This window comes from Streptomyces sp. NPDC007945, assembly GCF_042958885.1.
Taxonomy (GTDB): domain Bacteria; phylum Actinomycetota; class Actinomycetes; order Streptomycetales; family Streptomycetaceae; genus Streptomyces.
Genome location: NZ_JBIBJV010000002.1, coordinates 990,524 through 1,009,372, shown reverse-complemented (window position 1 = coordinate 1,009,372; position 18,849 = coordinate 990,524). Strand labels below are relative to the sequence as shown.

General features: G+C 69.4%; 21 protein-coding genes and 4 tRNA genes. 19 read left to right on the top strand and 6 right to left on the bottom strand.

Features of this window, described 5'->3' with window-relative positions; translation table 11 throughout:
• Positions 1-30: 30 nt before the first annotated feature.
• Entirely contained in the window at positions 31-522 is a 492-nt protein-coding gene (locus ACFZCF_RS09975) for a YajQ family cyclic di-GMP-binding protein (RefSeq protein WP_031009290.1), read from the bottom strand.
• 173 nt (positions 523-695) lie between these two features.
• On the opposite strand from ACFZCF_RS09975, the gene ACFZCF_RS09970 reads away from it, so the two are divergent.
• The 4 genes from ACFZCF_RS09970 to ACFZCF_RS09955 all read left to right on the top strand — a co-directional run bounded on the left by ACFZCF_RS09970 (position 696) and on the right by ACFZCF_RS09955 (position 4,447).
• Positions 696-777 (top strand) — tRNA-Tyr (locus ACFZCF_RS09970).
• 213 nt (positions 778-990) lie between these two features.
• On the top strand, positions 991-1,971 hold the full coding sequence (locus ACFZCF_RS09965) for an HNH endonuclease (protein WP_391285769.1): 981 nt from the start codon (positions 991-993) through the stop codon (positions 1,969-1,971).
• A 154-nt stretch (positions 1,972-2,125) separates the two neighbouring features.
• On the top strand, positions 2,126-3,274 hold the full coding sequence (locus tag ACFZCF_RS09960) for a DNA cytosine methyltransferase (protein ID WP_391285767.1): 1,149 nt from the start codon (positions 2,126-2,128) through the stop codon (positions 3,272-3,274).
• 1,023 nt (positions 3,275-4,297) lie between these two features.
• The gene (locus ACFZCF_RS09955; RefSeq protein ID WP_391285766.1) at positions 4,298-4,447 is read left to right on the top strand and encodes a helix-turn-helix domain-containing protein; all 150 of its coding nucleotides are present in this window, start codon (positions 4,298-4,300) and stop codon (positions 4,445-4,447) included.
• Between the two features lie 369 nt (positions 4,448-4,816).
• Here the strand turns inward: ACFZCF_RS09955 and ACFZCF_RS09950 are convergent, their stop codons facing one another.
• Together ACFZCF_RS09950 and ACFZCF_RS09945 are read right to left on the bottom strand one after the other, a co-directional pair.
• Positions 4,817-5,473, bottom strand: coding sequence for an NAD(P)H-binding protein (locus ACFZCF_RS09950; protein WP_391285764.1), 657 nt, complete (start codon positions 5,471-5,473; stop codon positions 4,817-4,819).
• Between the two features lie 16 nt (positions 5,474-5,489).
• Positions 5,490-6,749: an amidohydrolase family protein gene (locus tag ACFZCF_RS09945; RefSeq protein ID WP_391285762.1), complete on the bottom strand. Its 1,260-nt coding sequence runs from the start codon at positions 6,747-6,749 to the stop codon at positions 5,490-5,492.
• A gap of 207 nt (positions 6,750-6,956) precedes the next feature.
• On the opposite strand from ACFZCF_RS09945, the gene ACFZCF_RS09940 reads away from it, so the two are divergent.
• The 6 genes from ACFZCF_RS09940 (at position 6,957) to ACFZCF_RS09915 (ending at position 9,504) form a co-directional block, all read left to right on the top strand.
• A tRNA-Thr gene (locus ACFZCF_RS09940) sits at positions 6,957-7,029 on the top strand.
• 44 nt (positions 7,030-7,073) lie between these two features.
• Positions 7,074-7,146: transfer RNA gene (locus ACFZCF_RS09935), tRNA-Met, on the top strand.
• Between the two features lie 116 nt (positions 7,147-7,262).
• Positions 7,263-7,427 (top strand): 50S ribosomal protein L33, encoded by a 165-nt coding sequence (gene rpmG / locus ACFZCF_RS09930; RefSeq protein WP_003956487.1) that lies wholly within the window; start codon positions 7,263-7,265, stop codon positions 7,425-7,427.
• Positions 7,428-7,513: 86 nt separating this feature from the next.
• Positions 7,514-7,966, top strand: coding sequence for a MaoC family dehydratase N-terminal domain-containing protein (locus ACFZCF_RS09925; protein WP_388437744.1), 453 nt, complete (start codon positions 7,514-7,516; stop codon positions 7,964-7,966).
• Positions 7,967-7,968: 2 nt separating this feature from the next.
• Positions 7,969-8,397, top strand: a complete 429-nt coding sequence (locus ACFZCF_RS09920) for a MaoC/PaaZ C-terminal domain-containing protein (protein WP_391285760.1) — start codon at positions 7,969-7,971, stop codon at positions 8,395-8,397.
• Positions 8,398-8,430: 33 nt separating this feature from the next.
• A complete protein-coding gene (locus tag ACFZCF_RS09915) occupies positions 8,431-9,504 on the top strand; it encodes a UDP-N-acetylmuramate dehydrogenase (protein WP_391285758.1) in 1,074 nt (357 codons plus the stop codon).
• A 206-nt stretch (positions 9,505-9,710) separates the two neighbouring features.
• Here the strand turns inward: ACFZCF_RS09915 and ACFZCF_RS09910 are convergent, their stop codons facing one another.
• Positions 9,711-10,349, bottom strand: coding sequence for an NAD(P)H-binding protein (locus ACFZCF_RS09910; protein WP_391285756.1), 639 nt, complete (start codon positions 10,347-10,349; stop codon positions 9,711-9,713).
• 87 nt (positions 10,350-10,436) lie between these two features.
• Here ACFZCF_RS09910 and ACFZCF_RS09905 point away from each other — a divergent pair, with 87 nt between their 5' ends.
• Entirely contained in the window at positions 10,437-11,033 is a 597-nt protein-coding gene (locus tag ACFZCF_RS09905) for a TetR/AcrR family transcriptional regulator (RefSeq protein ID WP_388437731.1), read from the top strand.
• Here the strand turns inward: ACFZCF_RS09905 and ACFZCF_RS09900 are convergent.
• Positions 11,026-12,048, bottom strand: coding sequence for an adenosine deaminase (locus ACFZCF_RS09900; protein ID WP_388437729.1), 1,023 nt, complete (start codon positions 12,046-12,048; stop codon positions 11,026-11,028). The genes ACFZCF_RS09905 and ACFZCF_RS09900 overlap by 8 nt on opposite strands.
• A 124-nt stretch (positions 12,049-12,172) precedes the next feature.
• The gene (locus tag ACFZCF_RS09895) at positions 12,173-13,399 is read right to left on the bottom strand and encodes a pyridoxal phosphate-dependent aminotransferase (protein ID WP_388437726.1); all 1,227 of its coding nucleotides are present in this window, start codon (positions 13,397-13,399) and stop codon (positions 12,173-12,175) included.
• A gap of 203 nt (positions 13,400-13,602) precedes the next feature.
• Here ACFZCF_RS09895 and ACFZCF_RS09890 point away from each other — a divergent pair.
• The 8 genes from ACFZCF_RS09890 to rplL all read left to right on the top strand — a co-directional run bounded on the left by ACFZCF_RS09890 (position 13,603) and on the right by rplL (position 18,763).
• Positions 13,603-13,675, top strand: a tRNA-Trp gene (locus ACFZCF_RS09890).
• Positions 13,676-13,779: 104 nt separating this feature from the next.
• A complete protein-coding gene (secE, locus tag ACFZCF_RS09885) occupies positions 13,780-14,061 on the top strand; it encodes a preprotein translocase subunit SecE (protein WP_391285753.1) in 282 nt (93 codons plus the stop codon).
• 44 nt (positions 14,062-14,105) lie between these two features.
• On the top strand, positions 14,106-15,008 hold the full coding sequence (gene nusG, locus ACFZCF_RS09880; RefSeq protein ID WP_391285751.1) for a transcription termination/antitermination protein NusG: 903 nt from the start codon (positions 14,106-14,108) through the stop codon (positions 15,006-15,008).
• A gap of 160 nt (positions 15,009-15,168) precedes the next feature.
• Positions 15,169-15,603: a 50S ribosomal protein L11 gene (rplK, locus tag ACFZCF_RS09875; RefSeq protein WP_030494213.1), complete on the top strand. Its 435-nt coding sequence runs from the start codon at positions 15,169-15,171 to the stop codon at positions 15,601-15,603.
• 84 nt (positions 15,604-15,687) lie between these two features.
• Positions 15,688-16,416: a 50S ribosomal protein L1 gene (gene rplA, locus ACFZCF_RS09870; RefSeq protein ID WP_169088411.1), complete on the top strand. Its 729-nt coding sequence runs from the start codon at positions 15,688-15,690 to the stop codon at positions 16,414-16,416.
• A gap of 162 nt (positions 16,417-16,578) precedes the next feature.
• Entirely contained in the window at positions 16,579-17,487 is a 909-nt protein-coding gene (locus tag ACFZCF_RS09865; RefSeq protein ID WP_388437718.1) for a hypothetical protein, read from the top strand.
• Positions 17,488-17,734: 247 nt separating this feature from the next.
• A complete protein-coding gene (gene rplJ, locus ACFZCF_RS09860; protein WP_030757401.1) occupies positions 17,735-18,265 on the top strand; it encodes a 50S ribosomal protein L10 in 531 nt (176 codons plus the stop codon).
• A 111-nt stretch (positions 18,266-18,376) separates the two neighbouring features.
• The gene (gene rplL / locus ACFZCF_RS09855) at positions 18,377-18,763 is read left to right on the top strand and encodes a 50S ribosomal protein L7/L12 (protein WP_031009366.1); all 387 of its coding nucleotides are present in this window, start codon (positions 18,377-18,379) and stop codon (positions 18,761-18,763) included.
• The last annotated feature ends 86 nt before the right edge of the window (positions 18,764-18,849 follow it).

Here is an 18,849-nt window from a genome sequence, read left to right as displayed (position 1 = left end):
CCCATGGACCGGCGGCTTTCGGACATGGACTTACCGGTAGTTGACGAACTGGATCGCGAAGTCGAAGTCCTTGCCCTTGAGCAGCGCCTGCACGGCCTGGAGGTCGTCCCGGCTCTTCGAGCTGACCCGCAGCTCGTCGCCCTGCACCTGCGCCTTGACGCCCTTGGGGCCCTCGTCGCGGATGGTCTTCGCGACCTTCTTCGCGTTCTCCTGCGAGATGCCCTCGGTGACCGACGCGAAGAGCTTGTACTCCTTGCCGGACAGCTGCGGCTCGCCCTCGACGTCCAGCGACTTGAGCGAGATGCCCCGCTTGATCAGCTTGGACTGGAAGATGTCGAGGATCGCCATCACGCGCTCCTCGCCGTTCGCCTGCATCAGGATCTTCTCGCCGGACCAGGAGATCGAGGCGTTGGTTCCCTTGAAGTCGTAACGCTGGGAGATCTCCTTCACGGCCTGGTTGAGGGCGTTGTCGACCTCCTGCCGCTCGACCTTGGAGACGATGTCGAAACTGGAGTCGGCCATGACTCGTGGCTCCTTGCTCGGATGCTGTGGGGTACCCCCAAAGCCTAGGGGGTGACCCGGCACCCGAACCGCTGATCAATCCGGTGGCGGACCACCCCCGGGGATCAGGTATTGTTTACGTCGTTGCCACGGAGCACCGCCGAAAAGCGGGAAACCACGGCGACGGATCCCATGGCGGTGTGCCCGAGTGGCCAATGGGAGCGGACTGTAAATCCGTCGGCTTAGCCTACCCAGGTTCGAATCCTGGCGCCGCCACGTTGGAGAGAGGCCCCCTGATCTGCGGAAACGCAGATCAGGGGGCCTCTTGCGTCGGGGGCTTACACGCCCCCCGCCTCGGTGTGTCTCAGCTCACCTCGCCCTCTAGCGCGTGTGGACGGAGCGAGGACGAGACTGGCCGGCGGCGGCATCGTGAGAGCGTCGGCTGAGACGGGTCTCGGCGGGGCGCCGGGCTCCGGCTAGCCTCCTGGGGTGATCACGAAGTCTGGGGAGGGAATCGTGGCGACGAGGTTGGGCGAGGACCCTGAGTCGATCCTGGCGAGCGTTGAGCTCAAGCTGAAGAAGTACCAGGAGGTACTGGGCAGGCTTCAGGGTGCCGAGCTCGAACAGGACTCTTGGCTGGAGTCGGCGGCCGAGCTGGGGGTGCACGCTGCCGCGATGCGCGATCGGCTCTCCCACGTCAACAAGGGCATGGGCATCAGATCGGCCCAGGCGGCCATACTCATGTACTTGCGAAACCACGTCGGAGAGTCGGTGCCGGGAGCCGCCCTGGCCGGCGTGGCGGGCATCAATGAATGGGCGCGACGAGTTCGCGAACTGCGTGTTGAGCACGGGTGGCCCATCGAGTCCGGTGTCACTCGCGAAGACATGGACTACGACCACTACAAACTTACCTCCGACGAGACGGACAAGGACCTTGCGGAGGGGTGGAGGATCGCAAAGAGGGCTCGTGGTCTAAAAAAGGAGAACGGGAAGCCGGAGTCTGGGAAAGCTCGCCTTCTGTATTACTTCAAGGAGATCTCGCCCCGTCCGGCCGACAAGGAACAGCTTGCCTACGTCTCACAGATCAAGGAGTTTCCTCGACGGATCCGTGAACTCGAAGAGGAAGGGTGGCACATCGACTCCAACATCGATGACCCTTCTCTCCCGCCGGGCTCTTACCGGATGCCGACGTTGGATAAGCGGCCCCCGCGAGTTCGTGAGGCGATCAAGCTTCGATACAAGATCCTTGAGCGGGACGAAAAGAAGTGCCAGGACTGTGGAAATTCCCCTGCAGAGGGCGCCGTTCTGCAGGTCCATCACATTCTTCCTGTCCATCAGGGAGGGAATAACGATGAAGCGAACCTCGTCACTCTCTGCTCGCAGTGTCACGCAGGCCGTCATTCACTGATGGGAGGATCACCCAAGGACGAGCTGCTCAATCCGGAGCTGGAATTGGATCTTCGTGGGTGACGGCTGCCGCAGCGGACCAGGTGATCTGTGTCATCCGGCGGGCAGGCCGACCGCTGACACATAGGTTGGACCGTAGCTGCCATCCTCGCGACAACCCTCCTTTGTCGGTGCTGCAAGGTACGCTGCATGGTCGCCGTCGGTGGAGGAAGCGTTCGTGAGCAAGCGCCGCCGACGGTGCAGTGTTGACCTTGAAACGATGACTGGAGACCACGTGCAGCCCGCCAAGATTGTGGACTTGTTCGCTGGCCCCGGCGGGATGGACGTGGCCGCGGAGAAGCTCGGTGTGCCCACGGTGGGTATCGAGTGGGACGCATCGGCCTGCACCACGCGGCGGGCGGCTACGTTGGAGACGGTCGAGGGCGATGTCCGGAAGTACGGCCCGGCCGACTTCCCGGAAGCCGATGTCCTCGCGGGCGGGCCGCCCTGCCAGACCTTCACGGTTGCCGGCTCCGGCGTCGGACGCAGGGATCTTGACGTCGTACTTGAGTTCGTGAAGCGCATGGTGGCTCGTGAGGATCGAAGTGAGATCGCTCAGGACCTCATGAAGCTTGATGACGAGCGCACAGGCCTGGTGCTTGAGCCACTTCGTTGGGCTCTTGAAGCAATTGATGAACTCGGCAAGCCGTATCGAGCGATCGTGTTGGAGCAGGTGCCGGCTGTCCTTCCCGTGTGGGAGGCGTACGCAGAGGCGTTGCGGGGCGAGGGGTACTCCGCTGTTTGCGGTGTGCTCCGGACCGAGTCGTACGGGGTCCCTCAGACCCGTAAGCGGGCAGTTCTTCTTGCGCGCTGGGGAGACGTCGAGATTTCGCTTCCGAGTGAGACGCATCGAAGCTACCGCAAGGGGATCCCCCGTGAGGCGGGGGAGCAAACTCTGGCTCCGTGGCGCACGATGGGCGATGTCCTGGATCGAGATTATGCCTTTGAGGTCATCTCCAACTATGGGACGGGAGGCGACCCTAAAGCGCGCGGCCGTCGTCGTTCGTCTGAGCCTTCTGCGACCGTGACCGGAAAGATCTCGCGCAACCGAGTCGTGGACTCGGCGGGGAATGACCGTGAGCGTTTCGAACCACAAGAAGCCGGTCGCCTGCAGACCTTCCCGAAAGACTACCCGTGGCGTGGCCGTGATGTCGGACAGCAAATCGGGAATGCGGTGCCGCCGCGCCTGGGAATGCATATCTTGAGCGCTGCGTTCGGTTGGCCTGCCCCGACCGATGAAATGCTTGAAAAGCTGGACCACTGGGGCCTTTTTTCTGCGGATGAGGTCGATGCATCGGAGCGGGATCCGATCGCTGTGCCCGTTTGAGTGGTGCAGCGCGGAGGCGTCCCCGGCGCACTTGGGTACGCCAGGGACGCCCAGGTCCTTCCGAGCGCTTGGTTACACCCTGGCGAGTCGAGCGGAGATCTTGGCATTCGTGGCCTCATCTCCGCCCTCCAGGGACGTGGCGTAGACCCGGAACAGCATGGCGAACGAGTGGCCGGCTCGGTGGGCGCCAGCTGCGGCTCGACACCAGAGCTGAGCCATGTCGAGACGGCCACGCGGCGAAGGTCAAACGGTCGCTTGGCCGGCTTCCGATTCCTGCTCGGACGGGCTCTGCGCTTCCTGCCGCGCGCTCGCACAGACCTCCCCGTATCCGCTCTCCTGCACCATCCCGCCGCGGGCGGTGCGTAAGGTCCGGCCGTCCGCGTGAGTCCCGTACAGGGTGAGGGGCTAGCGCGGCATTGCAACAGCCCGGGTGGGATCGGAACGGGTCGGACGGCCTTCCGCGTCCGGTGCTTCAGGCCTTGCCGGTCATGGGCCCCGCCGCTGTCCGTCCAGGAGCTCCCGGACCGCGTAGGGCTCTCCTGGAGACGAACGAGGCCCCACCCACGCCGGGGCAGGACGAAGCCCTGGAGCCGGCGCCCGCCCAGTTCGCCGGGCGGGCGCCGGCGTAATACAGGCGCCCGAAGATGCGGCCAGGGTGTCGCGCCCGCCGAATCCCTTGCCGGCCGACGGCGGTGAGGAGCGCGGCGGCACGCACCGGGTCGGGCACGGCCTCGGGTCGACTTCGTCCTCCACCCGCTCAGGCGCCTTCCACTTCAGCGTTGCCATGGGGTTCTCACCCAGCAGCTCGGGGTCCACGGCGATACCAAGGGTCTGATAGAAGATGGCGCTGCCGGGCGATGACCGAGCCGGGCGATGCCTTCCCGGCCAGCCGTCAAGCGCAGGCGTCGAGGGCCTGACGGACGAGCATCAGGTCGGAGCTGCGAGGTGGGGACGGACTCTCGCTCGACCCAGGCGAGGAGCGCAGCCAGGTCGGCCGGCGTCTCCTCTTTCCACCGGTTCCCGTTGAAGTCCCAGGTGTGGAGGGCGCGGGGTACGGCCTTCTGGCGGGGCATGACCCTGGACGAGGTAGGCGAGCGGCTCGGGGTGTCGGCCAAGACGGTGGAGCGCTGGATCAACAACCCCAAGCGCCAGCCGAACCGCAGCTACACGTAGCGACGGCATCGCTCCTTCCGTGCGAGGTGTCCTACATCTGGCCGGAGGAGCGGACGTCAGCCGAAGTCACTCAGGCGGGCAGTGCCGAGCTGGTCCAGCTCTACCAGCATCGTTCCGTCGTACCGAGCCGGCTCTGGCCGCAGCTCTACGCCGGCGCCCGGCGGCACTCCGACGTCCTGGTCCACTCGGGCTTTCGTACCGATCAGGTACATGCTCGGCGACCCCGACTCGGCCGCGTTCGCCGTACGAGGGGTCGACGAGGGGATCCGGGGCACCATGGCGAGCAAGATTCGCATCGGGCTGGTCAACTACGCAACGCTGTCCGGGCTCCCCGGAGTCGATTCCGGGGAGGGGACAGGGGACGGCGGGTCAGTTGCCGGCCACGTCCTTCACCGCGACCACGACCGGAGTCGAGCCCGAGACCAGTTCCAAGGTCAGGCCGGCCGTGCCGGGGGAGTCCACCAGCTCGGCCAGGACCGCCGCCACGTCGTCCCGGGGAACCGGCCCGCGGCCCGTGCGGGCCTCCAGGCGCACCAGGCCCCGAGCTGCGTCGTCCGTCAGCACGCCGGGGCGCAGCACGGTCCAGTCCAGACCCGGACGGGACCGGATCGCGTCGTCCGCCGCGCCCTTCGCCCGCAGGTAGACGTCGAAGACCTCGTCCCCCTCGTGCCCGGCGTCCGCGCCCATCGACGAGACGATCACGAAGCGCCGGACGCCCGCCCGCTCCGCCGCGTCCGCGAACAGGACCGCCGCGTCCCGGTCCACCGTGTCCTTGCGGGCCGCCCCGCTGTCCGGGCCCGCGCCCGCCGCGAAGACGGCCGCGTCCGCGCCCCGCAGGACCTCCGCGACCTCCTCCACCGACGCCGACTCCAGATCGAGCACGACGGGCTCGGCCCCCGCCGTCCGCAGGTCCTCCGCCTGCTCCGGGCGGCGGATCAGCCCGACCGCCTCGTGTCCGCCCGCCGAGAGCAGCCGCTCCAGGCGCAGGGCGATCCGACCGTGTCCTCCAGCGATGACGATGCGCATGTTCCGACCGTACGACTCAGCGGGCCGCCGGGCCTCCCGGATCCGTGCGCGCCTGCCGCGGCAGGTCCAGCGCCGCCGCCGAGTCGCAGTACTCCCGCACCGCGCTCGTCCGCGCCACCACCCGCCCCCGGTGCACCACGATCCGGCTGTACGCCAGCGACAGCACGCCCGCGAGCCGTTCGCCCCGCACCGCGAGCAGCTCCGCCGGGAAACCCGCCTCCACCCGCACCTCCGGAAGGCCCATCGCCTCCCGCGCCCGGGAACTCACCGCCCCGTACGCCTCCGCCGGCTCCAGGCCCTCCAGCGAGGCCAGCAGGAAGGCCGCCTCCAGCGGGTCGCCGCGCCCCACCGGGTTCGCCGCGTCCCGCAGCGCCCCGCCGCCCGCCGCGAGCCGCACCCCCGCGGACCGCAGCAGCCGCACCGGGGCCGTACCCCGCCGCTCGGTCCCCGCGCAGCCGCCCTGCGGCAGGCACGTCACCGTCACGCCGGCCGCCGCGAGCCGGTCCGCCGCCCGGCCCGCCACGCCCTCCGGCAGCCGCGCGAGCCCCGCGCACGGGCCGATCGCCACCCCGGGCCGCAGCCCGCCAGCCATCGCCGCGAGACGGGCGAGCCGCGCCGGGTCGTCCCCGTCCGTGTGCAGGTCCACCGGCACCCCGTGCTCGGCCGCCACCTCCAGGACCGCCTCCACGTACCCCGCCGGGTCCGGGTCCAGGTCGGGGCAGCCGCCCACCACCCCGGCGCCCATCTTCACCGCGTCCCGCAGCAGCGCAAGCCCGTCCGCGCCCGCCGCCCCGGTCAGCAGCCGGGGCACCGCCACCGCCGAGAGGTCCGCCAGGCCGCGCAGCGACCGCCGCGCCTGGAGCACGGCCTCCAGGGGGCCGAGCGCGTGCACGTCGCCGATCCGCACGTGCGCCCGCAGCGCGGTCGCCCCGTGCCCGAGCTGGAGCAGCGCCGCCTCGGTGGCCCGTCGCTGCACCTCCTCGGGGGCGTACGAGACCGGGCCGGCGGTGTCGGCGGAGAGGGCGGTGTCGGCGTGGGCGTGCGGTTCGGCCGGCGCCGGCAGCAGCAGATAGCCGCCCAGGTCCACCCGGGTTCCCGCCGTGTTCAGGCTGCCCGCGGTGCCGACGGCCTCGATCCGGCCGCGGACGAGGCGCACGTCCACGGTCCGCCCGTCGGTCAGCCGGGCGTTCGCCAGCAGGAGCGAGCTAGCGTCCTCGGTCGCCGCGTCGCCCGCGTCGTCGGAAGGCGGACGGGGCTGCTTGCTGTCGGCCGACATCGGGCTCCTCACCAAGTCACCAAGATCGTGATCACGCAGCGTGGGTGCAGAGCCTAGGGGCGGGCGCGGCCGCCTTCGAGGAGGAGCGCAATAGTCGTACCGATGAGTCCACGAGTGGCGTACGGGGCGGGTGCGGGCCCCTCCCGGACGGCCAGGGGAAACGGATTTGGGTGATGGGCCGAGGACCGTGTAATGTCTTCCTCGCTCGCCCCAATAGCTCAGTCGGCAGAGCGTCTCCATGGTAAGGAGAAGGTCTACGGTTCGATTCCGTATTGGGGCTCTGGTGAAGGGAATCCCGCCTTCGGGCGGGAGGACCGACATCAAAGCGGTGTAGCTCAGTCGGTAGAGCAAGCGGCTCATAATCGCTGTGTCACCGGTTCAAGTCCGGTCACCGCTACACACAGTAGCCGATTGCGGGGTCGGTCCTGCGATCGGCTACTCTTTCATGTCCCCCACGTTTCGGTGTGGGGGGAGACCATACCCATCCCAATCCGTCCGTCAAGGAGCACTCACGTGGCTGCCACCGACGTCCGCCCGAAGATCACGCTGGCCTGCGTGGAGTGCAAGGAGCGGAACTACATCACCAAGAAGAACCGGCGCAACAACCCGGACCGTCTTGAGATGAAGAAGCACTGCCCCCGCTGCAACTCGCACACCGCGCACCGCGAGACGCGCTAACCAGGCTCGTTCACGAGGCCGCCCCCCTCTCAGGGGGCGGCCTCGTGGCGTTTTTCGCAACAGATCCAGCAGGAGGTATCGAGGCCATGGCGCTCGACCAGTCCTTCGTGGGCCGGACCTATCCGCCCACCCCGGCCTACGAGGTCGGCCGCGAGAAGATCCGCGAATTCGCCGAGGCGATCGGCGACGCGAATCCCGCGTACACCGACGCGGAAGCGGCCAAGGAACTCGGCCACCCCGATGTGATCGCGCCGCCGACCTTCGTGTTCGCGATCACGTTCAAGGCCGCCGGCCAGGTCATCGAGGACCCGCAGCTCGGCCTCGACTACAGCCGCGTCGTCCACGGCGACCAGAAGTTCTCCTACACCCGGCCCGTCCGCGCCGGCGACCGCCTCTCGGTCACCTCCACCATCGAGGCGATCAAGTCGCTGGCCGGCAACGACATCCTGGACATCCGCGGCGAGGTCCACGACGAGACCGGCGAGCACGTCGTCACCGCCTGGACCAAGCTCGTCTCCCGCGCCCCCGAGGAGGCCTGACCATGACCGCGAAGATCGCCTACGACGAGGTCGAGGTCGGCACCGAGCTGCCGGCCGGGACCTTCCCCGTGACCCGCGCCACCCTCGTCCGGTACGCCGGCGCCTCCGGGGACTTCAACCCCATCCACTGGAACGAGAAGTTCGCGGTGGAGGTCGGCCTCCCCGACGTCATCGCCCACGGCATGTTCACCATGGCCGAGGCGATCCGCGTCGTCACCGACTGGGCCGGCGACCCCGCCGCCGTCGTCGAGTACGGCGTCCGCTTCACCAAGCCCGTCGTCGTCCCGGACGACGGCGTCGGCGCCGTGATCGAGGTCTCCGCGAAGGTCGCCGCCAAGCTGGACGACCGGCAGGTGCGGGTGGACCTCACGGCCACCAGCGCCGGCCAGAAGGTCCTGGGCATGAGCCGGGCGGTCGTCCGCCTGGCCTGACGGCCCGTACGTCAGGGGGGCGGAGGCACTCACGTGAGTACCCTTGAGCCCGTGCAGCAGCTCAAGGACGCCCCCCTCGCCCCCCTGACCACCTTCCGGCTCGGCGGCCCCGCCACCCGGCTCGTCACGGCCACCACCGACGACGAGGTGATCGCCGCGGTCCGCGAGGCCGACGCGACCGGGACCCCGCTGCTCGTCATCGGCGGCGGCTCCAACCTGGTCATCGGCGACAAGGGCTTCGAGGGCACCGCGCTGCACATCGCCACCACCGGCTTCTCCCTCGACGGGACCCGCCTGGAGCTCGCCGCGGGCGAGGTGTGGACGGACGCGGTCGCCCGGACCGTGGAGGCCGGGCTCGCAGGCGTCGAGTGCCTGGCCGGCATCCCCGGCTCGGCCGGCGCCACCCCGATCCAGAACGTCGGCGCGTACGGGCAGGACGTCTCCGCCACCATCAGCGAGGTCGTCGCCTACGACCGCCGGGCCGACGAGACCGTCACCCTCACGAACGCCGAGTGCGCCTTCTCCTACCGGCACAGCCTCTTCAAGGAGCACCCCGAGCGGTACGTCGTGCTGCGGGTCCGCTTCGCGCTGGAGGACGCCGGCGGGCTCTCCGCCCCGATCGCGTACCCGGAGACCGCCCGCGCCCTCGGCGTCGAGGCCGGCGACCGCGTCCCGCTCGCCCGCGCGCGGGAGACCGTCCTCGGGCTCCGCGCCGGCAAGGGCATGGTCCTCGACCCCGAGGACCATGACACCTGGTCCGCCGGTTCCTTCTTCACCAACCCGATCCTCACGGCGGAGGAGTACGAGGCCTTCCTCGCGCGCGTGGCCGAGCGCCTCGGTCCCGACGCCACCGCGCCCGCCTACCCGGCCGGAGAGGGCCGCACCAAGACCTCCGCCGCCTGGCTCATCGACAAGGCGGGCTTCACCAAGGGGTACGGCTCCGGCCCCGCCCGCATCTCCACCAAGCACACCCTCGCCCTGACGAACCGCGGCGAGGCCACCACCGAGGACCTCCTGGCCCTCGCCCGGGAGGTCGTCGCCGGCGTCCGCGCCGCCTTCGGCATCACCCTCGTCAACGAACCGGTGACGGTCGGCGTGGAGCTCTAGGACGACTCGCCGGTCCTCGCGCGGCGGCGCCTGGGTCCTGTCGTCGAACTCCCGCCTGCCCCACGACGCCGTGCACGCACTCTCGCCGCACCGGGCACAAGGCCGAGTACGGTCCCGTACGAGGCCTGGCGCCCGGCACGCCGGGAGCACGCACCTGACGCCGCGGGGCCGCCCTCCGGGCGACGCCGGGAGTTCGACGACAGGCCCTAGTAGGCGACGCCCACGCCGCGGCGGACCGTCGACGGGTCGGCGAGGACCGCCAGCATCGCGTGGGCCACGTCCGCGCGGGCCAGCGTGCGGCCCCGCGTCGGGGTGCCGCCCACGACCCTGCGGTAGCGGCCGGTGACCGGCCGGTCCGTCAGCTTCGGCGGCCGGACCGAGGTCCAGTCGGCGGCGCTCGCCGCCAGCTCGGACTCCATGACCCGCAGGTCGGCGTAGACGTCCTCGAAGACCTTGCCGACCACCGCCAGGACGGCCCTGTCCAGGAGGCCGTCCCCCTCGGCGGCCGGTCCCACGGGGGCCGCGCTGACCACGACGAGCCGCCGCACGCCCTCCGCGTGCATCGCCGCGAGCACCGGCCGCGTGAGCCGGGCCGCCACCCCCGAGGCCGCGTCCGCGCGGTTGCGGGCGCCCAGGGCCGAGAGGACCGCGTCTCGGCCCGCCACCGCGCCGCGCAGGGCGTCGGCGTCCGCGAGGTCGCTGCGGAAGACCTCCAGGCGCTCGCCGGTGACGGCGAACCGCGCGGGGTCCCGGACGACCGCCGTCACCTCGTGACCCGCGTCCAGCGCCTGCCGGACGACCTCCCGGCCGACCCCACCGGTCGCACCGAAGACAGTGAGCTTCATGACGCCCTCCTCCACTGGTAAGTGAGTACTCACTCACCTCAGGGTGGGTGGATACTCACCTACGCGTCAAGAGCGAGTGGAGGATGCATGGAACAGAGGCCGACCCGGGTCCGGATCGTCGACGCCGCGCGCGACCTCATGGGCACCGTGGGGCTCGCCCGCACCACCACCAAGGAGATCGCCCGGGCCGCGGGCTGCTCGGAGGCCGCCCTCTACAAGCACTTCGCGAGCAAGGAGCAGCTCTTCCTCACCGTCCTCACGGAACGGCTCCCGCGGCTCGGCGGCCTCCTGGAGACGCTCGCCGTCGACCCCGGCGGGCGCACGGTCGAGGAGAACCTCACCGAGATCGCCCGGCAGGCCGCCCGCTTCTACGAGCAGACCTTCCCGATCGCCGCCTCGCTCTACGCCGAACCACGGCTCAAGGCCCGCCACGACGCCGCCATCCGCGAGCTCGGCGCCGGCGCGCACCGGCCGATCGAGGGCCTCACCGCCTATCTGCGGGCCGAGCAGCTGCACGGCCGCATCGGCCCCGACGCCGACCCGCGGGCCGCCGCCGCCCTCCTCCTCGGCGCCTGCGCCCAGCGGGCCTTCGCCTACGACTCGCTGCCCGAGGGGGAGGGGCCCCCGCCCGTCGAGGACTTCGCTCGCGGGATCGCCCGCACCCTGATGCGCGGGCTCAGCTAGCCAGCCAGTCGTCGATCCCCGCCAAGAGCGACTTCCGGACGCCCTCGGGGGCCGCGGAGCCGCGGACCGACTGGCGGGCCAGCTCCGCCAGCTCCGCGTCGGTGAAGCCGTGGTGGCGCCGGGCGAGCTCGTACTGGGCGGCCAGGCGGGAGCCGAAGAGGAGCGGGTCGTCGGCGCCGAGGGCCAGCGGCACGCCCGCCTCGAAGAGGGTGCGCAGGGGGACGTCCTCGTGCTTCTCGTACACGCCCAGGGCCACGTTGGAGGCGGGACAGACCTCGCAGGTCACGCCCCGCTCCACGAGCTTGCGCAGCAGGCGCTCGTCCTCCGCCGCCCGCACGCCGTGCCCGACGCGGGAGGCCCGCAGGTCGTCCAGGCAGTCGCGGACGGAGGAGGGACCGGCCAGCTCGCCGCCGTGCGGGGCCGCCAGGAGGCCGCCCTCGCGGGCGATCGCGAAGGCCCGGTCGAAGTCGCGGGCCATGCCCCGGCGCTCGTCGTTGGAGAGCCCGAAGCCGACCACGCCCCGGTCCGCGTACCGCACCGCGAGCCGGGCCAGCGTGCGGGCCTCCAGCGGGTGCTTCATGCGGTTCGCGGCGACCAGGACCCGCATCCCGAGCCCGGTCTCCCGGGAGGCCGCGTCGACCGCGTCCAGGATGATCTCCAGGGCCGGGATGAGCCCGCCCAGGTGCGGAGCGTACGAGGTCGGGTCGACCTGGATCTCCAGCCACCCGGAACCGTCCCGGACGTCCTCCTGCGCCGCCTCCCGCACCAGCCGCTGGATGTCCTCGGGGGACCGCAGGCAGGAGCGGGCGATGTCGTACAGGCGCTGGAAGCGGAACCAGCCGCGTTCGTCGGTCGCCCGCAGCTGCGGGGGCGCGCCGCCCTTCAACGCCTCCGGGAGGTGCACTCCGTACTTGTCGGCCAGTTCGAGGAGGGTCGAGGGCCGCATCGAACCGGTGAAGTGCAGGTGCAGGTGGGCCTTGGGCAGGGTGCTGAGGTCGCGGGAAGGGTGCTCCATCGGCCGATCCTGCCTTACCCGAATGGCGGTACGCACGGCGATTCCCCGATCGATACCCGCCCGAACGCAGAAACGGGCCCCGGTTCCGAGGGAACCGGGGCCCGTCCCGTACGGTCCGGCCAGGTCAGTCGCGGGCCTCGGCCAGCAGCTTCTGCATGCGGGACACGCCCTCCACCAGGTCCTCGTCGCCGAGCGCGTACGACAGGCGCAGGTAGCCGGGGGTGCCGAAGGCCTCGCCCGGGACGACCGCGACCTCGGCCTCGTCCAGGATCAGCGCGGCCAGCTCGACGGAGGTCTGCGGGCGCTTGCCGCGGATCTCCTTGCCGAGCAGCCCCTTCACCGACGGGTACACGTAGAACGCGCCCTCCGGCGTCGGGCAGACGAGGCCCTCGATCTCGTTGAGCATCCGCACGATGGTCTGGCGGCGGCGGTCGAAGGCCCGGCCCATCTCCTCGACGGCGTCCAGGTTCCCGGAGACGGCGGCGAGCGCGGCCACCTGGGCCACGTTGGAGACGTTGGAGGTGGCGTGCGACTGCAGGTTGGTCGCGGCCTTCACGACGTCCTTCGGGCCGATGATCCACCCCACGCGCCAGCCGGTCATCGCGTACGTCTTCGCGACGCCGTTGACGACGATGCACTTGTCGCGCAGCTCCGGCAGGACCGCCGGCAGGGACGCGGCGGTGGCACCGCCGTACACCAGGTGCTCGTAGATCTCGTCGGTGAGGACCCACAGGCCGTGCTCGACGGCCCAGCGGCCGATGGCCTCGGTCTCGGCCTCGCTGTAGACGGCGCCGGTCGGGTTCGACGGGGAGACGAAGAGGACGACCTTCGTCCGCTCCGTGCGGGCCGCCTCCAGCTGCTCCACCGAGACGCGGTAGCCGGTGGTCTCGTCCGCGACGACCTCCACCGGGACGCCGCCGGCGAGGCGGATCGACTCCGGGTAGGTGGTCCAGTACGGCGCCGGGACGATGACCTCGTCGCCCGGGTCGAGGATCGCGGCGAAGGCCTCGTAGATCGCCTGCTTGCCGCCGTTGGTCACCAGGACCTGGGAGGGGTCCACCTCGTAGCCGGAGTCGCGGAGCGTCTTGGCGGCGATCGCGGCCTTCAGCTCGGGCAGGCCGCCGGCCGGCGTGTAGCGGTGGAACTTCGGGTTCTTGCAGGCCTCGACGGCCGCGTCGACGATGTAGTCCGGGGTCGGGAAGTCGGGCTCTCCGGCGCCGAAACCGATCACCGGGCGCCCGGCGGCCTTGAGGGCCTTGGCCTTGGCGTCGACGGCGAGGGTGGCGGACTCGGAGATCGCACCGATCCGGGCGGAGACCCGACGCTCGGTGGGAGGGGTAGCAGCGCTCATGCGGCCATCGTCCCAGACCGTTTCCCGGCCCGGCACACAGGTTTCAGGGAGCGGACAGGAGCGGTCGATACCGGTCGCGGAGAGGCCCTCCGGCAGGTCGGCGCGGTTCCTGTTCGACGTGAGGCCCCAAGACCACGTACACTCACTCCTCGTTGGCCCGCAGCCACCCCACCACACATGGGGTAGGTTGGGGGACACCGCAAAGGGTCGTAGCTCAATTGGTAGAGCACCGGTCTCCAAAACCGGCGGTTGGGGGTTCAAGTCCCTCCGGCCCTGCTACACACACCGCCAGGCTGTGTGCGCATGTACGTCTTCATTGCATTGTCGTGCGGCTCCACCCGGGCGCGGCACGGCCACGACCCGGAATCAGGTGAGAGATCGTGACGGACGCCGTTGGCTCCATCGACATGCCTGATGCCGAAGACGCTTCCGAGTCGAAGAAGGGCCGCAAGGGCGGCAAGCGCGGGAAGAAGGGCCCCCTGGGCCGTCTCGCCGTCTTCTACCGGCAGATCGTCGCCGAGCTCCGCAAGGTCGTCTGGCCGACACGTAGTCAGCTCACCTCGTACACCACGGTCGTCATCGTCTTCGTGGTCGTGATGATCGGCCTGGTGACCGTGATTGACTTGGGCTTCCAGGAAGCAGTCAAGTACGTCTTCGGCTGACTTTTTGTTCCACCCCATCTGTATCGCAGGAAGAAGCAGCCACCGTGTCTGACGCGAACCTGAACGACGCCTTCGAGTCCGAGCCCGTCGAGGACGAGCTGGACATCGTCGAGGCCGCCGACGAGGACGAGGACCTGGTCGAGGCTGCGGACGCCGCCGCGGGCGACGTCGAGGACGACGCGGACGACGCGGACGACACCGAGGAAGCGGACGAGGAGTCCGTGGACGAGGACGCCGACGACTCCGCGGACGACGAGGCCGAGGACGACGTCGAGGCTGAGTCCGACGCCGAGGTCGAGACCGAGGAGGAGGCCGAGCCGGCCGCCCCCGTCGACCCCGTCGCCGCCCTCCGCGAGGAGCTGCGCACCCTGCCCGGCGAGTGGTACGTCATCCACACCTACGCGGGCTACGAGAAGCGCGTGAAGGCCAACCTGGAGCAGCGCGCCGTCTCGCTCAACGTCGAGGACTTCATCTACCAGGCCGAGGTGCCCGAGGAAGAGATCGTCCAGATCAAGGGCGGCGAGCGGAAGAACGTCAAGCAGAACAAGCTTCCGGGCTACGTCCTCGTCCGCATGGACCTGACGAACGAGTCCTGGGGCGTCGTCCGCAACACGCCCGGCGTCACCGGCTTCGTGGGCAACGCCTACGACCCGTACCCGCTGACCCTGGACGAGATCGTCAAGATGCTCGCCCCGGAGGCCGAGGAGAAGGCCGCCCGCGAGGCCGCCGAGGCCGAGGGCAAGCCGGCTCCGGCCCGCAAGCTGGAGGTCCAGGTCCTCGACTTCGAGGTCGGCGACTCGGTCACCGTCACCGACGGCCCCTTCGCCACTCTCCAGGCCACGATCAACGAGATCAACCCGGACTCGAAGAAGGTCAAGGGCCTCGTCGAGATCTTCGGTCGCGAGACCCCGGTCGAGCTCAGCTTCGACCAGATCCAGAAGAACTGACGACACAAGTTTCCGGACAGGTCAGAGGGGCTGCTGCAGCCCCTCTGACCTGCTCGGTTTTTGGACGCACGGCTATACCCGTTATCGTTGTGCGGTATGCCTCCATCCGGATGACCGGATGGATCGGCTGAAAAACTCTCACTAGGACCCGGAGAGAGCAATGCCTCCCAAGAAGAAGAAGGTCACGGGGCTCATCAAGCTCCAGATCAACGCCGGTGCGGCCAACCCGGCCCCGCCGGTCGGCCCCGCGCTCGGTCAGCACGGCGTCAACATCATGGAGTTCTGCAAGGCCTACAACGCCGCGACCGAGTCGCAGCGTGGCTGGGTGATCCCGGTGGAGATCACGGTCTACGAGGACCGTTCCTTCACCTTCATCACCAAGACTCCGCCGGCCGCGAAGATGATCCTCAAGGCCGCGGGCGTGGAGAAGGGCTCCGGCGAGCCGCACAAGACCAAGGTTGCCAAGATCACCGAGGCGCAGGTCCGCGAGATCGCCACCACCAAGATGCCCGACCTCAACGCGAACGACCTGGACGCCGCGTCGAAGATCATCGCCGGCACCGCCCGTTCCATGGGCATCACGGTCGAGGGCTGATCACCTCCCCCTCGTGACCTCAGTGGTAGGGCCAAGCGCTGGCCCGCACCACGACTCCGTACCTGAAACACACCAGGAGCAGAAGTGAAGCGCAGCAAGTCCCTCCGGGCTGCCGACGCCAAGATCGACCGGGAGAAGCTGTACGCCCCGCTCGAGGCCGTGCGTCTCGCCAAGGAGACCTCCACCACCAAGTTCGACGGCACCGTCGAGGTGGCCTTCCGTCTGGGCGTCGACCCGCGCAAGGCCGACCAGATGGTCCGTGGCACCGTCAACCTCCCGCACGGCACCGGCAAGACCGCCCGGGTCCTGGTCTTCGCGACCGGTGAGCGTGCCGAGGCCGCGGTCGCCGCGGGCGCCGACATCGTCGGCTCCGACGAGCTGATCGACGAGATCGCCAAGGGCCAGCGCCTGAACGAGTTCGACGCCGTGGTCGCCACCCCGGACCTCATGGGCAAGGTCGGCCGCCTCGGCCGCGTGCTCGGTCCGCGTGGTCTCATGCCGAACCCGAAGACCGGCACCGTCACCCCCGATGTCGCCAAGGCTGTCAACGACATCAAGGGCGGCAAGATCGAGTTCCGCGTCGACAAGCACTCGAACCTGCACTTCATCATCGGCAAGACGTCCTTCGACGACACGCAGCTGGTGGAGAACTACGGCGCGGCCCTGGAGGAGATCCTCCGTCTGAAGCCGTCCGCCGCCAAGGGCCGCTACATCAAGAAGGCCGCCATCAGCACCACGATGGGCCCCGGCATCCCGGTCGACGGCAACCGCACCCGCAACCTCCTCGTCGAGGAGGACCCGGCCGCGGTCTGAGCCCTTCCGGCTTGAACGCAGTCAGTCCCGAAGCCGCCCCCCGTTCCTCTCCGGAGGAACGGGGGGCGGCTTCATTCGCGTCTCCTCCTGTCGTAGCCGTCGGCTACGGTGCAAGGGAACGCGAAGACGATGATCACGAAGATCAAGGGGTGGGGAACACCTATGAGCAAGTCCTCCTGGAAGCGCGCGGGCGTCGCGACCCTCTCCGCGGCGGCTCTCGTCGCGGGCCTCGCCGGCTGCAACGACGGCGACGCGAAGGCGGTCGGCAAGGCCCTCGGCGACCCGCTGCAGGCCCTCACGGCGGCGTACGAGAAGACCTCGGCCGCGAAGTCCGCCAAGATGCAGATGACCATGAGCATCGAGGGCGTCGGCCCCCAGTCCGGCACCATGGAGATGACCGGCGTCCAGGGCTGGGCCCCGGCGTCGATGGACATCACCATGAAGGGTTCCATGCTGAGCGCGGGCAACCCCGAGGCGCCCGAGCAGATGCGCGTGGTGATGCTCGACAACGTCATGTACATGGACATGGGCGAGAAGCAGGCCGCCCAGATGGACGGCAAGCGCTGGATGAAGCTGGACCTCAAGGCCGCGGCCGCGGAGTCCGGTGACAAGGCCCTCCAGAAGCAGATGACCGGCGGCCTGGACAACATGAACCAGGACCCGGCCCAGCAGCTCGCCCTGCTGCTCGACTCCCCGGACCTCAAGCACGTCGGCGCCGAGAAGATCAACGGCATGGAGACCGAGCACTACAAGGGAACGCTCACCTTCGAGCAGATGCTCGCGGCGAACGAGTCCTCGAAGCTCCTCTCCAAGGAGGAGCACGACAAGCTCATCGAGAACGTGAAGAAGACCGGCCTCAAGGGCTACGACACCGAGGTCTGGGTCAACAAGGACGGCTACCCGGCCCGCATGGACGTCGGCATGGAGATGGCGGAGGGCAAGGTCCGGATCCGCGCCGACTACAGCGACTACGGCACCCAGAGCGCCGTCGAGGCCCCGCCGGCGAGCCAGACCGTCGACCTCTTCAAGATGCTCCAGGAGGCCGGCGCCGGTGAGGGCGCCCAGGGCTGATTTGCCCCTGGCCCAGACCGTCACGTAAGCTTCCACAGAAGCCAAAGACCGCTGGTCGTTGCTGTGCCCTCACCGGGTGCGGTGGCCGAAGGATCCGTTGACGACGGACGACCCGCGCAGGTGACTGTGGAGAGTTCCCGGATGTTCCATCCGGTCGAGCTTTGCCCCGTGCGCCTGCGCCCGGGGCGTTTTCGTTGTTCAGCCCCTTCTGAGCGGTCCTCATCACCCGGAAGGAGGCGAACGCACTATGCCGACGCCCAACAAGGCTGCATCGGTGGCCGAGCTCAAGGACGCGTTCCAGAGCTCCAACGCCGCCGTGCTGACCGAGTACCGGGGTCTCACCGTCGCGCAGCTCAAGACGCTGCGTCGTTCTCTCGGTGAGAACGCCCAGTACGCCGTGGTGAAGAACACGCTGACCAAGATTGCGGCCAACGAGGCCGGGATCACCGCACTGGACGAGCACTTCGCTGGTCCGACCGCGGTCGCCTTCGTCACCGGTGACCCGGTGGAGTCGGCGAAGGCCCTGCGTGACTTCGCCAAGGAGAACCCGAACCTCATCATCAAGGCCGGTGTCCTTGACGGTAAGGCTCTCTCCGCCGACGACATCAAGAAGCTTGCGGACCTTGAGTCCCGCGAGGTTCTGCTCAGCAAGCTGGCCGGCGCCTTCAAGGGCAAGCAGTCTCAGGCTGCTCAGCTCTTCCAGGCTCTGCCGTCGAAGCTCGTCCGCACCGTGGACGCGCTCCGTGCCAAGCAGGCCGAGCAGGGCGGTGCCGAGTAATTCGGCTCGCGCATTGATCCGCGCCGCGTAGTGCGCGGGTCGTAGCGGGCCGTTACGCCCGCCTCTATAGACACATCGGCACCTGCCGAATTAGTGGAAGGATCGCCCATCATGGCGAAGCTCTCTCAGGACGACCTCCTCGCCCAGTTCGAGGAGATGACCCTCATCGAGCTCTCCGAGTTCGTGAAGGCCTTCGAGGAGAAGTTCGACGTCACCGCCGCCGCGGCCGTCGCCGTTGCCGCCCCCGCCGCCGGTGGTGGCGACGCTGCCGGTGCCGCCGAGGAGCAGGACGAGTTCGACGTCATCCTCGAGGGTGCCGGCGACAAGAAGATCCAGGTCATCAAGGTCGTGCGCGAGCTCACCTCCCTGGGCCTCAAGGAGGCCAAGGACCTCGTCGACGGCACCCCGAAGCCGGTCCTCGAGAAGGTCGCGAAGGACGCCGCCGAGAAGGCCGCCGAGGCCCTCAAGGGCGCCGGCGCCACCGTCACGGTCAAGTAAGGCCGTCTCGGCTCGCTGAGCTGACTCTCGCCCCCGTGTAACGCGGAGGCACCGAAAGGCGATCATCCATCTGGGTGGTCGCCTTT

What these genes read in the sequence shown, in the direction of transcription:
- ACFZCF_RS09975 (WP_031009290.1), bottom strand. Translation starts at nt 522, where the DNA reads ATGGCCGACTCCAGTTTCGACATCGTCTCCAAGGTCGAGCGGCAGGAG.
- ACFZCF_RS09950 (WP_391285764.1), bottom strand. Translation starts at nt 5,473, where the DNA reads ATGCGCATCGTCATCGCTGGAGGACACGGTCGGATCGCCCTGCGCCTG.
- ACFZCF_RS09945 (WP_391285762.1), bottom strand. Translation starts at nt 6,749, where the DNA reads ATGTCGGCCGACAGCAAGCAGCCCCGTCCGCCTTCCGACGACGCGGGC.
- ACFZCF_RS09925 (WP_388437744.1), top strand. Translation starts at nt 7,514, where the DNA reads ATGGCGCTCGACCAGTCCTTCGTGGGCCGGACCTATCCGCCCACCCCG.
- ACFZCF_RS09920 (WP_391285760.1), top strand. Translation starts at nt 7,969, where the DNA reads ATGACCGCGAAGATCGCCTACGACGAGGTCGAGGTCGGCACCGAGCTG.
- ACFZCF_RS09910 (WP_391285756.1), bottom strand. Translation starts at nt 10,349, where the DNA reads ATGAAGCTCACTGTCTTCGGTGCGACCGGTGGGGTCGGCCGGGAGGTC.
- ACFZCF_RS09905 (WP_388437731.1), top strand. Translation starts at nt 10,437, where the DNA reads ATGGAACAGAGGCCGACCCGGGTCCGGATCGTCGACGCCGCGCGCGAC.
- ACFZCF_RS09900 (WP_388437729.1), bottom strand. Translation starts at nt 12,048, where the DNA reads ATGGAGCACCCTTCCCGCGACCTCAGCACCCTGCCCAAGGCCCACCTG.
- ACFZCF_RS09895 (WP_388437726.1), bottom strand. Translation starts at nt 13,399, where the DNA reads ATGAGCGCTGCTACCCCTCCCACCGAGCGTCGGGTCTCCGCCCGGATC.
- rplK (WP_030494213.1), top strand. Translation starts at nt 15,169, where the DNA reads ATGCCTCCCAAGAAGAAGAAGGTCACGGGGCTCATCAAGCTCCAGATC.
- ACFZCF_RS09865 (WP_388437718.1), top strand. Translation starts at nt 16,579, where the DNA reads ATGAGCAAGTCCTCCTGGAAGCGCGCGGGCGTCGCGACCCTCTCCGCG.
- rplJ (WP_030757401.1), top strand. Translation starts at nt 17,735, where the DNA reads ATGCCGACGCCCAACAAGGCTGCATCGGTGGCCGAGCTCAAGGACGCG.
- rplL (WP_031009366.1), top strand. Translation starts at nt 18,377, where the DNA reads ATGGCGAAGCTCTCTCAGGACGACCTCCTCGCCCAGTTCGAGGAGATG.